The sequence below is a fragment of the Candidatus Acidiferrales bacterium genome (assembly GCA_035515795.1).
Classification (GTDB): domain Bacteria; phylum Bacteroidota; class Ignavibacteria; order Kryptoniales; family JAKASW01; genus JAKASW01.
In genome coordinates this window covers 232,895-246,961 of record DATJAY010000039.1, presented here as the reverse complement: position 1 = coordinate 246,961, position 14,067 = coordinate 232,895, and the positions used below count along the sequence as shown (strand labels likewise).

10 protein-coding genes are annotated in these 14,067 nt (G+C 50.5%); 3 read left to right on the top strand and 7 right to left on the bottom strand.

Going from position 1 to position 14,067, the window contains the following annotated elements:
• Window positions 1-3: 3 nt before the first annotated feature.
• A complete protein-coding gene (locus VLX91_17115; GenBank protein ID HUI31933.1) occupies window positions 4-699 on the bottom strand; it encodes a hypothetical protein in 696 nt (231 codons plus the stop codon).
• Between the two features lie 1,020 nt (window positions 700-1,719).
• On the opposite strand from VLX91_17115, the gene VLX91_17110 reads away from it, so the two are divergent.
• Window positions 1,720-2,421: a hypothetical protein gene (locus tag VLX91_17110; GenBank protein HUI31932.1), complete on the top strand. Its 702-nt coding sequence runs from the start codon at window positions 1,720-1,722 to the stop codon at window positions 2,419-2,421.
• A 481-nt stretch (window positions 2,422-2,902) separates the two neighbouring features.
• Here the strand turns inward: VLX91_17110 and VLX91_17105 are convergent, their stop codons facing one another.
• On the bottom strand, window positions 2,903-5,728 hold the full coding sequence (locus VLX91_17105; protein HUI31931.1) for a family 78 glycoside hydrolase catalytic domain: 2,826 nt from the start codon (window positions 5,726-5,728) through the stop codon (window positions 2,903-2,905).
• Window positions 5,729-7,010: 1,282 nt separating this feature from the next.
• On the opposite strand from VLX91_17105, the gene VLX91_17100 reads away from it, so the two are divergent.
• Entirely contained in the window at window positions 7,011-7,355 is a 345-nt protein-coding gene (locus VLX91_17100) for a hypothetical protein (GenBank protein HUI31930.1), read from the top strand.
• 109 nt (window positions 7,356-7,464) lie between these two features.
• On the opposite strand, the gene VLX91_17095 is transcribed toward VLX91_17100, so the two are convergent.
• From VLX91_17095 to VLX91_17080, 4 genes are all read right to left on the bottom strand, one after another.
• Window positions 7,465-8,040: a hypothetical protein gene (locus tag VLX91_17095; protein HUI31929.1), complete on the bottom strand. Its 576-nt coding sequence runs from the start codon at window positions 8,038-8,040 to the stop codon at window positions 7,465-7,467.
• A 362-nt stretch (window positions 8,041-8,402) separates the two neighbouring features.
• Window positions 8,403-8,693, bottom strand: coding sequence for a GIY-YIG nuclease family protein (locus VLX91_17090; GenBank protein ID HUI31928.1), 291 nt, complete (start codon window positions 8,691-8,693; stop codon window positions 8,403-8,405).
• A gap of 358 nt (window positions 8,694-9,051) precedes the next feature.
• Window positions 9,052-9,744: a hypothetical protein gene (locus VLX91_17085; protein ID HUI31927.1), complete on the bottom strand. Its 693-nt coding sequence runs from the start codon at window positions 9,742-9,744 to the stop codon at window positions 9,052-9,054.
• A 276-nt stretch (window positions 9,745-10,020) separates the two neighbouring features.
• Entirely contained in the window at window positions 10,021-10,608 is a 588-nt protein-coding gene (locus VLX91_17080) for an acetate uptake transporter (GenBank protein ID HUI31926.1), read from the bottom strand.
• A gap of 461 nt (window positions 10,609-11,069) precedes the next feature.
• Between VLX91_17080 and VLX91_17075 the strand changes: the two genes are divergently transcribed.
• Window positions 11,070-13,391 carry a TonB-dependent receptor gene (locus VLX91_17075; GenBank protein HUI31925.1) on the top strand — a complete coding sequence of 774 codons (2,322 nt, stop codon included), beginning with the start codon at window positions 11,070-11,072 and terminating at the stop codon, window positions 13,389-13,391.
• Window positions 13,392-13,591: 200 nt separating this feature from the next.
• Here VLX91_17075 and VLX91_17070 read toward each other — a convergent pair whose 3' ends face one another.
• The gene (locus tag VLX91_17070) at window positions 13,592-14,044 is read right to left on the bottom strand and encodes a hypothetical protein (protein ID HUI31924.1); all 453 of its coding nucleotides are present in this window, start codon (window positions 14,042-14,044) and stop codon (window positions 13,592-13,594) included.
• Window positions 14,045-14,067 lie beyond the last annotated feature (23 nt).

The following is a 14,067-nucleotide window of genomic DNA, read 5'->3' as shown; positions in this document are numbered from 1 at the left end:
TTGCTACGTCTCAGTATTTTGACCACCTATTTCGGAATCTGATTCCTCGTAGGCGTTTTTCGTTAGCTTTCTGAATTTCTTGGGATCGCTTATGGATTCCCGCTGCTCTTTGAATTTTCTGTCGAGGGTCCTTCTCACGTTGCGCACCTCGTTTCGAACATCCGGCACGGAGTATTTGTTTGCATCGGCAATCTCCTGCACGGATTTTCCTTCCATCATCCCTTGAAATACAAAAAATCTTTTCTCGTCCGATTCCAGATCCCTCTCTGCCTCGTCTATCATCATTTTGCGGTCCAGCTCCCCCTCGTAATCCGGCGAGAAGGGTGCCGCATCCGATAGTTCGTTTTTTCCGTATACTTCCTCGCCGTCTCCGCCGTCGCAATCCCCGATTCTTTCTTCCCCCTCCCTGACGAGTTTCTTGTCATGGTCCAGCATGTTTCTTATTTCACTCAATAATAATCTTGAGTATATGAAATCCTTCAGCACGGGAAACTTCTTCCGGTCCCATGTGCGGCTGCCATGGTACAGGGCAATCAGCACCCTGTTTGCCACATCGTTTCCGCCGAACTCGCGTTTTGCGCGGGGCTTCAACGAACGAATCATTCTCTCGGCGGATGAGTACAGTATCGCGAGCTCATCCTGGTTCGCCATTAACTTTTTAACTTCCTCTCGCGTATCCTGTAAATCTGCCTCTTTCATCGATGCTCTCCGGTTTGAGTTCTATGCAGCATCTCTGCATCTCGGTACCGACTCAGTTTGATAGTTCCAAACAAAATAACGATTGTCATGCCAGCCCCGTGTCAAGCGCGGGATAAACTCCAGCTGGCATCCAGAACCAAAGAAGTGGATTCCGGCGGAAGCCAGAATGACCCCGGGATCGAAACGGTGCCGCCAGCTCCACCTCCGAGTTCGCTTTCTCATGGGCCGGCTTGTACGGACCCACCTCCACCATAAATACTACTAACTTCCCCCGAATTTACCATCGTACAGAAAAATATAGTGGTGTGCTGGGTTTGGGTAGTGGTTCAGTTTGAATCGGAATGGAAGACTGTAGGGTACGGCATTAGGAAAAAATGGCGATTAGGAAATTCCCTCCTTCGGTTTAAGAAACGAATACTGTCCGACGGCGCCGAAGGCGCCTAGTTTATTCGTTTCTTCGGAGGGGGAATTTCCAGCCATTTTTTCCGTAAGCCTTGACTTTCTCTTTCGTACTTTCTCTTGTGTCAAGACAAGAGAAAGTACTATAAGTCCGCACAAGGTTTGTTGATTCTCCATTGTTCATTTTCTTTTGCTCGCCCAAAAGATAAGGAATCGTATAAATACATGTATGAAGACGAGGAAACTCCAATCTTTCTGCACGACAACAATTAAGCAAACCGAACCACCTAATCGCAAAGTGAGCCAGTACGTGAGCAGAGACTTTTTCTTAAGCTAGTGCACTGCCAAAAATATCTGCAATTGCAAAAGCTGTACCATCAAACAGTATTTACAATGTGGCATCAACAAGTTCTTTGACAATTTGAAAATCCATCCCTCTGAATTCCGGATGACCCTCGCATGTTTCCCACGCGGTTCCCGATCAATTCTCGGTTGAGTCCCGGTTAACTCCCGATATGCCCTCGATTAACTCTCGGTCAAGTCTCGCTTGACTCTCGTTCAATTACGTACCGGTTCCCTTATTCAAACAATTGCCATTAAATCCAAGAAAGGAGAATTAACATGGCACAACTAAATAAGTCACCCCTTGGAAAAGTCCAGGGGAAGCTTGGCGACATGGCCTTCCGGCAACGAAACGGAAAGAACATCATCGCCTTGAGACCTAAGAAGCCGTACACCCCTGCTGCCGATCAAGGCTCGATCGACCGCCGGTCGCGCTTCGCGTTCTCTGCGAAGCTTGCGCAGTCGATCTACTCCGTCCCGGAGCTTGCCGCGCTTTGGCTCCCTGTGACTCCATCGGGGATGTCGGCTTACAACTACATCATCCAGAAGAACATCACGCTGGTGAACCCCGATGCGGTAACCGACCTTACTGCGATAACGCCCGGTCTCGGGTTCGCCGCCAACTGTACCGATGCAGCCCTCTCGGCGAATGCCGTCTCCGTCGCACTTGCGGCGCTCGGCCGCACGACCGGCATAGACATAAGCAGTGAGCCGAACGTGAAGTTAGCTTATGTCCTGTCGCTGGTCAATCCCGCGAACAAATCGCTCCCCGACTTCTGGTTTGTGGCAGGTGCAGCCGCCGCACAGCCCACTGTCCTCGACACCCCGATGACGTTCAGCATTCCGCTGTTCGGTCAGGAAGCGGCGGGCGTCGGAAATTACGGGGACAAGAGGCTCCTCTTTGCACTCGTGACTCTCGACTCCGCAAACAAACCGGTGAAGTATTCCGGCACACTCCAGAGGGTTCTCACCGGTACATAATGAGCCCGCAGGCTCTTCATGTCATGGACTCGCGGCCGACTCGCTTCTCCCTCTCCCGATTTGGGAGAGGGAGGCCGGGCCTGCCCCGTGATGTTCTTACACGGGATGAGTTCGTCATGGTACAACACTGGAATTGCTGCAGCAGGGATCGCCCTTCTTTTTCCAGGTTGACTAAAAGTAACCGGCGCAGACTTTAGATTCAGCGATTGCAAGCGGTAAGCGATCGGGAATAAGCGTTAAGCTCGCCTACGTCCTACGGATTTCGGCGGAGCGGACGGCAAGAATGGTTGGGATAGCGAAGAAGAGTAAATCGAAAGGATTGTTCGCCAGAGGTGAATCTGCCAAAGGCACAACCATGTCATCACGCAAAAAGGAATTGCAATAGAGGATAAATGGGGGGGGGCGCTTCTCCCGGCAAAGTCGGGATCGTCCCGAAGGGATCCCGTTGGGACAATGACAGGTTAGCGGGAAGGTCGTTTCCTCAACGATGTGACGTGAACTCGTAATCTCCCGACTCCACTTTGTAGACAGCTCTGTTGTTCTCCATCCCAAGAAACTTCACACCGTATGATCGACCGGCATTCACCTTTCCTTCCATAACGTCGCCGGACGATTTCGCCGGGACATGGACTATAGCAGAAGTGTTGGCCGGAATGGATACGTTCCAGTAAAACTTGTCGCCTTCTTTCTTCCACTCGCTTTTAACGAGGCCATGGACAGTGTGGTACGATGCCTTAACATAGCTAAGGCTGTCGATCTCTCTTGGATCCATAATTAACTGCTCATATCCCGGCTTCCCCGGGCTCGACTCTATTCCCGCCAGGTCCTGGTAGAACCAGATCACGAGATCGCCGAGGAGCATGACATGGTTTCCCGAATTCATGGCAGGATCGGCCGTATTTCCGTTCCACAGCTCCCAGATTGTCGTGGCTCCATTCTCCAACATGTATCCCCAGCTTGGGTATGTCGTGTTCGTGGCTATCTTGTACGCAAGGTCCGTTCTGCCGTAGTCGGTGAGCGTCCGCATAAGCCACTGTCCGCCGATCATACCGGTGCTGATATGGCCGTTGAAATCGTCCATCGTTTTCTTCACTATGTTGTCGAATACTTTTTCTCCGATCTCCGCCGGCGCGATCCCGAAATAAAGCGCCAGCACATTGGCGGTGACAGTGTTGTTCGCATAGTAGAAATCTTCACTGTTCAAGTAAGTTTTGTTTATTGCATTCCTTACCTTCTCCGCCAACGACGCATATTCAGCGGCATCATCACTCTTTTTGAGGAGAAGAGCGTTTTGCTTCATAAGATTGAGACAATAATAGAAGTACGCGGAGCCGATGAATGCCCCGGGAGTAATTCGTGTCGTGTCTTTCGAATGGATAAGCTCCATTCGCTCCGGCGGCATGCACCAATCGCCGTATGTGTCCTTCGGAAGAAGATAATCCTTCATGTATTTATCGCGCATATACAGAAGCCATTTTCTCATCGCAGCGTAATGATTCGAGATAACTGCCTCGTTCCCGAATTGCCTGTAAAGATGGTCGGCTATCAATATGATCGCGCATGGCCATGTCATGTTGTCTGTGTAGACTATCCAGTATGGCGGCGCAGCATTCGGAAGGCTTCCATCAGGCTTCTGCGCATCGACGATATCGGTCAGCCACTTCGAATAAAGCAAGTTGTTATCGAAGATGAAACTCTCGCCGTAGGAATTCGTAGCGCGGTCGCCAAGCCATCCCATTCTCTCGTCGCGCTGCGGGCAATCCGTAGGCATTCCCCTGTAGTTGCCGCGAATCCCCCAATAAGCTGCCTTGTAGATCTTGTTCAGCAGCGGATTTGAAGTCTCGAAGCTCCCGATGGTTTGCATCTTGTCGTAAACAACTTTCCCCACAATTGAATTGAGGGCGGGTTTATGATTCAAACCGGTGATCTCGATGTAGCGGAATCCATGGTACACGAAATCAGGCTCCCATGTCTCTTCACCCTCTCCCTTGAAAATGTAATTGTCCGTCTGCTCAGCCCCGCGAAGGTTTGCAGTATAGAGAGAATCTTTGGAATCATTCAGGCGCTCGGCGAAGCGCAGCTTCATGCGAGTCCCCGCGGCTCCTTTCTCGGTCGTCTGTACCCAACCGACCATGTTCTGTCCCATATCCACGATGTATACGCCGGTTCTGGGTTCACCAATCGAAACAGGGTGAACGGTATCCATGATTGCGATGTTCGGATTCGGTTGAGCTTCAATAACGCTGCATGACCGCTTTACCAATTCGGCATTCGACCAGGCGGAGTCGTTGAACCCTATGTTGTTCCATCCCGGCATCTCCAATCTCGCATCGTAGTCTTCACCGTCGTACTCGTTGTTCGAACGGATAGGCCCGTTCGCAGTCACTTTCCATGATTCGTCGCTGACAACGATTTGTTTGGAACCGTCCGCCATCTCGATCTCAAGTTGAAGCAGCATCTTCGGAAAACCGTAATCCGTGACCACAGGCGTTCCTCTGCCAATAGGTCTCATGCTGAAAAATCGCCCGTTGCCGAGCGTTACTCCTATTGAATTCGCCCCTTTCATGAGAATACTCGTGACATCAAATTTATTGTAGTAAACTCTCTTGGAATAATCCGAAGGAGCCGGCGCCATCACCTGGTCTCCGACTTTCCTACCATTGATGAATAACTCGTACAACCCTAAACCGCTGATATAGATAGCGGCTCTCTTCACACTGTCGCCGATAGTGAATCCTTTCCGAAAATATCGTGCTGCAAGTCTTGAGTGTGCGGAATCGGAATTTTCTCCAGGAAACAATTTATCGAGCCCGATCCACTTTGCAGTCCAGTCCGAGCTGTCCATCAGCCCCATCGCCCAGTGTGCGGATTCGCTCCATTCGGTTCTCCCCTTATTTGTCCATGCTTGCACTTTCCAGTAACATCTCACCCGACTGGTCAGCGGTCTCCCGGCATAAACTATACCTGAAGTGCTGCTCGAATTCACTTTCTTTGAATCCCATAGATCGCCTTTGCTCGCGGCGAGGATTTCAGGAGATGAAGAGACTATGATCCTGTAAGCAAGCTGACGGACATTTCGCAGGTCGGTTTTGAATTCCCAACTCAGTCGCGGGATCCTCACGTCAATCGCTGCCGGGTTAGATATGTACTCGCAATTCAAATTCGCGATTTGGACCTCATTAGAATGATGCGTGTCTTTCGCTGCCTCCCGGGAATTAAAGGGTGACAAAAATAAAACTCCGCAGAAGACAAAAAGTCTGAAGGATTCCAGCAGGGTCCTGTGGACAGTGGACAAGAGTGATTTCATAGATATAACTCCATTAGAGGCGAGGCGACGTCATCCCGCCTGTGGTTTTCATTTTTGGGTAGAAACACTCTTTGGAAAAGTCAAGGTCTAACTTGAAACTGGTTTCACCATCACAATCAAGTGAGACTGTCTTTCTCAAAAAGGACTTCTTCTGTCTCTTTAACTCTTAATGATAACGCTTGGCAGGGAGAAAAGTCAAAGAGATAAGAGGGAGAAGTCATGTCTTCAGCAGGTTCACCTTCAGTGAACAATCCTGTGGTTGATAGGATTGCCACGTCGTTTCACTCCCCGAAATGACAAATGAGTGAGGGGTTCCCTACCGGCCTCCCGTCTTTGCGAGTGAGCTTCGGCATCACGCGGTCCCGCGAAAAGGGATCGCACACACTGTGTTTTTTTGTTTGACTGCGACAATCCGCTGCTTCGTGGTACAACCATTGGGATTGCTGCAGCAGAGATCGCCCCTCATTCTCCAAACAACTCCCCCACCGGACTGAGGTGGTGTCCGGCGGGCCAACTCCACGCTTGGAATAACCCTAAAGAGGACGAGGTACTGGCTCAATTTGCCTTTAGGTGGTTCAGTTTGAATCGGAATGGAAGAGTGTAGCGTACGGCATCAGGAAAAAATGGCCATTAGGAAATTCCCTTCTTCGGTTTAAGAAACGAATACTGTCCGACGGCGCCGAAGGCGCCTAGTTTATTCGTTTCTTCAGAGGGGGAATTTCCAGCCATTTTTTCCGCAAGCCTTGACTTTCTCTTTCGTACTTTCTCTTGTGTCAAGACAAGAGAAAGTACTATAAATCCTCACAAGGTTTGTTGATTCTCCATTGTTCATTTTCTTTTGCTCGCCCAAAAGAAAACGAACCAAAAGTGAGCGCCTTGCGCCATCCCGCATCTATAAAAAGACTATTATGTCGGAGCGGGAAAAAGGGCGCCGTGCGAAAATGGTCCGCCACAGGCGGATCGTCCCGTACGGAGAATATGCGATTTTTTGAATAGCTACGACAAACCAACGTTCGACAAAAAATCGCTACGACCGTACTACTAATTCCGTAAAATTCCTCCTCCCAAACGGGACTCCATTTTCGCATGGGATTATTCAGATCACGCTAACTGAGCCACTCAAGTCCTGACTGAACCAGTACCGAGGACGATGTGTTCTTGAACCTTCACTGTGCTGTCCATAGATTGAGGACGGCTGTTCATAGCAGCGTCCGCTGACTCGAAACCCTGGCTTGAACGGGTTCCGAAAATGTACAAGTTCACATAAGATTAGGAGGATTCGATGAAGAAGTCGACACTATTGTTCATGATAATCGTGGCTCTCTTTTCCATTTCCGGCAAGGCACAGAAAAACTCGGACCCGGTACAAGTAACGCTTCAGAACAATACCCAGTATGACCTTTGTCTTTTTCTGGACAACGGGAATAATCTCGTCTGCGGCCCCGCCCCGGCTAACGGCGGCGTATGCGTAGCCAGCGTTGAGTCCGGCACGCATGTGTTGATCGTGGCAACAGTAGACGGCAACATCTCAACGTCCACGAACCCTGTCGATATCAATCCGGGTGATACTAAAATTGTTACCGCTGCAACAGGGAACGATGGAAAGATTCACTTAAGTGTCCGGTGATTTTATTCTCTGAACAAATCCCCCAGGGGCTTTTTGCCGGGTGCGTGAAAGAAGCACTAATCAAAGGAGGCAGTACGTCATAAGGCTCAGGAGGTTTTTGTTTATGCAGTCACTTCAATTGCTGTGAAATCTTTTTGCCGACGCTGTTTGCCAGCTCGTCCGGCGCAACTCCGTCGCCTTTGCCGTGATAACTTATTATTCCAACAACCTCTCCGGTTTGAGGTTCAACTATCGCCGCAGAGAAATCTGTAACCAGTTTCCCTGAAAGGGTATATTCGAAATCATATGTGAATTCCAGCAAGTACTCATTTCCCTGCCCATTAATTCTCGAGGAGTGAACGGAAGCAGAATCCGACGTTCCCTGTGAGGACTGATTTGAAGGCTGGTTGTTCGAATTATCCTGAAGCTGGATTTCCGTCCGGGCGAATGAAGGCGACATGACGTTGACTCCATTTCTAAATAAGGCTTCTTCAATTTTCGGTCGAAGGTCTGCACCGTCAAAGTTGCCGCTCCTGACTGCCACCGGCGAAGTCAGTTTAAAACTCGTGCTTGGTTTCATCGTCATCTCAAGGCCTCCGCCACAACCATCGAGTATCAAACCTGCGGCGATTATGAGTAAAAATAAATTCTTCATCGAAGTCATGTTAATGATCTTGTCGATTAATGCCTTGACCTGGCCCGCCATACATGTTTTCCTTTCAGTTTTCTGCTCTGACGTTCTTCAATGAATGCATGCATGAAATGTCATACGTCCTTCTTTATTTCGGAATTTCCGACTAAATCCTTAGAGGTGTTCTGGATTCTGCTGGATTCATGAATGGGGGATCGCCACGGGACTTCTTCCCTAGCGATGACGGGTTAAGTGAGAGGGTTGGTCTTTCCCTCATGCCTCCTGTCATTGTCGCGGAGCAGAACCCCGTAGGTCTCTTGTCATTGCGAGGAGACCTGCTTGCAGGGCGACGAAGCAATCCCTTGGTTAGTGGCTTCATGAATGGGATTGCTTCGCGATGGAACCGCTCGCAATGACGGGTAAATTATAGGTTTCGCTCAATAAAGTCCCTCGCTCAAATCATTCCACTCGGGATTTACGCTATTAATCAACTCTTCCTTCTTCTTCCTCGACCCCGCTTTGATCTGCTTCTCTCGACTTATCGCTCCATACGCGCTATCACAGAGTTCATAATAGACGAGCTTCGTGAGGTTATACCTCTTCGTGAACCCCGGGATGTTTTTCTCTTTGTGCTGTCTTATTCTATTGGCGAGACTGCTCGTCATTCCAGTATAGAGGGTGGTGTTGTTTTTGTTGGTCATAATATAGACGAGAAATAATCTTTTCATGGATGGGCTAAGATACCACACCTCAGCATCCATCGCAAATCATAATAACAAAGAGATTGTGTCGTCACTTCATTCCTCGTGATGATGGGTTGATTGAGAGGACGTTCCCTCATGCCTCTTGTCATTGCGAGGAGCCCAAACCTAAAAGCCTCTTGTCATTGCGAGTGGCGCGCCTCGCGCCACGCGGCAATCCGTTATTTTGTGGTTTCATGAATGGGATTGCTTCGCGATGGAGCCGCTCGCAATGACGGGTCAATTGATGGGTCGTGGTCGCAGTGACTGGTGAGGGTCATCCGGATAAAGAAGACAAATCAACTTTCCGGACAACCCTTGTAAAGATGAAGATCGATGCGTACCCTCAGGCAGTAACGTTTACTATGTTCCCGAGCGGGAATCGCTGGTTAGTGCTGTAAGGTGAGGAACTAGTCGGCATTAAGTCCTGCAGGAGAAACGCGTAAGAGCTTTGAGCGGCCGACAAATTATTTGACTGGAGCGCGCTCTGAATGCCCTGGAGGTCGATGCTCGATTGGCTGTTTCCCGAGAATAGACTCGATGAGCCGCTGTCGTTCTGAACGTCCTGCAGCAATGCACTGAACGCGGACTGCGCAGAAGAAGCGCTGCCGGATTGGAGTGCGCTGCCGAGGGAGTTCAGGTCGCTCATCTGCTGCGCCATCGAGCTGTTCACCTGTCCTTTATGATGATGGTGGTGATGATGCACAGCGCCTGAACCTGATGAAGAGCCTGTCGCTGCCTGCGCGTCCTGCTGGAGCGCTGCAAGCGCGCTTTCTGCCGAGGAGACATCTCCGGATTGAAGAGCGGTACCGATTGCCTGGAAGTCACTCAGGCTTGTGCCTGACAAAGCGCCCAGCCCGCTGCTCGAGTTTTGAAAACTACTCTGGATCGTCGAGTATGCGGATTGTGCCGCCGACACGTCGCCTGATTGAAGTGCCTGTTCCAGCTGCATGAATTGTTGTCCGATTATGTTTTGGTTGGAGTTGGTTTGAGCGAGCTGGTAGGCACTTGTTGTAGGGGATATGCTGCTGATATCCATTGTTCTACGCCTTTCTAAATTGTTAACTGAATATATATCGGAGTTCCCCTGCGCTTCTTTAGCTTCGGACCTCTTCCCTTTTCTATTTTTTGTCTCGCTGCAGCAACCCGTGATTTATTTCGCGTACAGTGTATCCCGTCAACTATTCCCGCACCAGGCTTTTTTCTCCAAGTTGTTCGAAAGGAAGCGACATGGATTTTAGAATCAACGTTCCAGCCCGGAGATTTACAGGCATCTCTTAACTGCGAGATACACCTGCCGCACTACCGTCAACACTCATTTCGACACGATACCGAGAGGAAGCACCGGCCTTCCATAAACTTCGTTCAATACTATTGCAATCCCTGTGTAGATCGCAGACGCTCCGCAAAGAATTCCTTCGTATCCGGCAATCCTGCCCACGGACTCGTTCTCCGTTCCTTCTGCTATTGCCAGGAGGAAAAACAAAATCGTCAGCGTGGCGAACACAACCTGAAGTGCCCTGGATAATCTTATCGTGCCGAAGAACATGAGGAGTGTGAATATCCCCCACATTATGAGGTAGTACACCATACCTGCTCCGGATGTCGCGCCGGTCCATCCTGACTTCGGCATGACGATAAGTGCGACAAGCGTAAGCCAGAACAATCCGTAAGATGAAAAGGCGACGAGTCCGAAGGTGTTGCCTTTCTTCCATTCCATGGCACCGGCAATTATCTGTGCGATCCCGCCGTAGAATATTCCCATCGCAAGTATCATGGAGCTCATTTCGATGAGCCCGGCGTTGTGTACGTTCAAGAGTACGGTTGTCATTCCGAAGGCGAGAAGTCCGAGCGCGGCCGGATTGCCTGATGAGTCTTTGACCTCGTAGCGTGCAGTTTCCATTTTACCTCCCATTTGATTCTGTCATTGTTCTTCTGTAACTCACGATGACTCCCTTCATCCATGTGAGGGGGATCAGTCATCAACTGAGATCATGGTGCTGGTTCCACCATGTCCTTGTCTAAATATAGGTACTTCGATGAAACGCAGCAAGCTCATATTGCGCAGAGGTTCCGACATCAGTTCTCCTGTCACCGCGTGGTCTTAGCGGCGACCAAGCGGGAATCCGGACTTTGTACACTCTCTCCTCACTTGTCATTCCCGCACGCTTTTAGCGGGAATCCAGTTGTTGCTTCCGCCGGAGGTCCCAGTAGATCCCCCTTGATAGATGCGGAGACTCGGAAACGACATTGAGGAATAGTTGAGAAATGATTTTCCGAGAAGCTACCATCCCACCCTGAGCCCGGGATTCTTGACATGGCACGTTTTCTTAAGTATATTTTCTCGAAAGAGAGAGAAATTCAATGAGATTCAACAGCACGAAGTACATCCCTTTATTGGTTTCATTGGTGCTGAGCCTTCAGCTCACCATCGAGGCATATTCACAGGAACCAGATCGTGGAGCATCGACCGGCGGTGCCATCCATGGTACGGTAAAATCGGGAGGCAAACCCATCGCAGGTGCGACAATCCGGCTTCTCGAACTCGATCGCTCCGCTTTCTCCGATGTCAATGGACGTTTCACGTTTCCCGGCGTACCGAATGGGACATATAATGTTTTCGTGCACGTGATCGGATATGCTTCGGCAAGCAATAAAGTCTCAGTAGCCGGCGCAGATGTCACGACGTCCTTCGCTCTGCATGAATCTGCAATTGAAGCCGCGGAAGTAGTAGTCTCCGCCTCGCCTTATGCACGTCCTGCCGATAAAGAGTATCAATCCGCTCAGTCGAAGTCCATGGTCGAATTGCATGACAGCCCCGGCTCGAGTTTTGCTGAGAAGATTTCGGATCTTCCAGGCATTGAGGTCCGTTATAACGGCTCCGCGCCTGCCAGGCCGATGATTCGCGGGCTTTCCGACAACGAGGTTTTGATTCTGGAGAATGGACTCCGCACGGGCGACGTTTCCACCTACGACCCGGCCCATTCGGTGCCTATTGAGCCGCTGAGCATTTCCCGGATCGAAGTTGTGCGGGGACCTGCCTGTATCATGTACGGACCGAATACTATCGGCGGTCTGATCGATGCAATCACGAACACAATTCCGACAGCATCTTCGAGTCCGGTTTCGGGCCGCGTATCGTTGTCAGGCAACAGTGCGAGCGACGAATATACGGGTTATCTCAACACTATTTACAGCAGCGGCGGGCATGCGCTCGGCATTTCTGCAGGAGGTCTTCATTCTCAGGATATCCGCATTCCTGCCGGAAATTATTTCGACGGAGTGAATAGTCTGCACCTCGACCGAATGCCGCAATCGTTCGATCATTCGCAGGAAGAAGGCGCGGGCTATTCATACCAGGGCGATTTCGGAATGGTCGGGGTCGGATATAAGCATTACGAGATGAGCTACGGTATTCCCGGCACGCCGCCGAATCCGGACTGGATCGACGATCCGCCTACTACATCTCTCATCGACCAGACCAAAAACTCCGTCGAGGCGCGAAGCCTTTTTGTGGTGGACGGCCCGGCAATCCAGCAGATAAGAGTGACCGCAAACTATGTCGATTACAACCATTCGGAATTCCCCACACAGCAGGACTCGACGGGAGTATCAAATCCGGAGGCAAACCACTTCCACAAGCAGGCTGTCAATGCCATGGTACAGCTCCAGCACCCGCAGTTCGGCCCATTCCGTGGTACGATCGGGCTCTGGACTAACGTCGAGAATCTGACTATCGAAGGCGAACAGCCGCTGGGTCCTAATTCCATCACGACGGGACTTGCAGGATATATTTTCGAAGAGTATTTGGCTGGCGACGAGATGCGCCTGCAGGCCGGACTGCGCTATGACTATAACCGCATTCATGCCGTTCCATATTCCGCTTCGCTCGATTCGGTTTTCCAGACGATCGACGTCACGCGCCATTCCGGCGCCGTGACTGCATCTATCGGTGCGATCCGGGATTTCCCATCTGGGATGACCGCATCTTTGAGCATCGCCCGTTCTTTCAGAGCTCCGACGGTTCAGGAGCTTTTCGCCGATGGAGCGGATGCCGCCAGCAACACGTACTCGATCGGCGACGCGAACCTCGTGTCGGAGACGTCCGTCGGCATCGACGCATCTCTGAAAGGGAGATTCACGAACGTCTCTTTCGAGCTTACTCCCTACGTAGATTTGATAAGCAACTATATCTATACTTACCTGAGGGGAGACACGATACAGGATCTTCCCGTCCGTCAATTTGCCGCGACGAATTCCCGCTTGATGGGCTTCGAGATAACTGCCGCAGTTCAACCGATGGATTTCATGGCTTTACAGTGCCAGGCCGATTACGTTAATGCGGAAGACACGCGAAACAACGTACCGCTTCCCTTTACCCCGCCACTCCGCGGATTGTTTAAGATGATCTACCAGGACAACACGTATTCTGCGACGTTGGAATGGCGTTTGGCCGCAAGTCAGAAGCGGCTTGGTGTCGGCGACACGTATACCGCAGGATACGGGGTGGTAAATATAGGTGCGGGGTTACGACTCACACAGGAAGGGCTGATACATAATATCAGTCTCCATTGCGATAATTTGCTAAACCAGGTCTATCGTGACAACCTCTCCGTCATCAAGGACTTCATACCGCAGCCTGGACGGGGCTTTCAGTTGAATTATGATCTGGAGTTTGGGAATTAATCCCCGCTGCATTTCGGTCTCTGCTGTGACTTGACTCCGAGAGGAAGCGTAGAGCTTCGGCATGACATGCGGAACGGGATCGCGCACGTCATATTTTTCTATTCAAGGTTTGCTTTTTCTTTTTTCCCGGGCTCTCGTGTGGGAATAGGAGTGCTCATTCATTCCGTCAAGCGGGAGCCCGAAAAAACACAAGAAGTGGTCTATCTACAGTTGAGGGTGATAACGGCTTTGTGGGAATTCATATCTTTCGGAGAAAAAATATGGACCATTTCCCATTCACGTAAGTGTTCCTTTCCCTCGCCAAGCTCCCACCTGTCGCTGACAGTCACCGAGCCATGACGGATTTCCACCTGCGCTCTTGGTCCTTTGGCGCCGTCGCTGCGCACCCACTCATATTCCACTGTGACCGGTGAGTGGTTCACAGTGATTGTGCAATGGAAATCGAATGTCTTCGGACAATGGCCGGTGTATGATGCAGGCTTAACACCGACCTCGACCTTTGTGATTCTTCCCTGCACAGTCTTGGCCGGCTGCCTCGTCGGCACTTTCTTCTTGAGAACCGGCGTCTGGGCGAGTAAAACTTGTGATGATAGTGTTAGAACGATTGCCGCAAGAGCTGCATTTCGAAATTGGCGAAGATGGTATAGAGACATGAAATTTTCTCCTTTTCTAATTG

What these genes read in the sequence shown, in the direction of transcription:
- VLX91_17115 (HUI31933.1), bottom strand. Translation starts at nt 699, where the DNA reads ATGAAAGAGGCAGATTTACAGGATACGCGAGAGGAAGTTAAAAAGTTA.
- VLX91_17110 (HUI31932.1), top strand. Translation starts at nt 1,720, where the DNA reads ATGGCACAACTAAATAAGTCACCCCTTGGAAAAGTCCAGGGGAAGCTT.
- VLX91_17105 (HUI31931.1), bottom strand. Translation starts at nt 5,728, where the DNA reads ATGAAATCACTCTTGTCCACTGTCCACAGGACCCTGCTGGAATCCTTC.
- VLX91_17100 (HUI31930.1), top strand. Translation starts at nt 7,011, where the DNA reads ATGAAGAAGTCGACACTATTGTTCATGATAATCGTGGCTCTCTTTTCC.
- VLX91_17095 (HUI31929.1), bottom strand. Translation starts at nt 8,040, where the DNA reads ATGGCGGGCCAGGTCAAGGCATTAATCGACAAGATCATTAACATGACT.
- VLX91_17090 (HUI31928.1), bottom strand. Translation starts at nt 8,693, where the DNA reads ATGAAAAGATTATTTCTCGTCTATATTATGACCAACAAAAACAACACC.
- VLX91_17085 (HUI31927.1), bottom strand. Translation starts at nt 9,744, where the DNA reads ATGGATATCAGCAGCATATCCCCTACAACAAGTGCCTACCAGCTCGCT.
- VLX91_17080 (HUI31926.1), bottom strand. Translation starts at nt 10,608, where the DNA reads ATGGAAACTGCACGCTACGAGGTCAAAGACTCATCAGGCAATCCGGCC.
- VLX91_17075 (HUI31925.1), top strand. Translation starts at nt 11,070, where the DNA reads ATGAGATTCAACAGCACGAAGTACATCCCTTTATTGGTTTCATTGGTG.
- VLX91_17070 (HUI31924.1), bottom strand. Translation starts at nt 14,044, where the DNA reads ATGTCTCTATACCATCTTCGCCAATTTCGAAATGCAGCTCTTGCGGCA.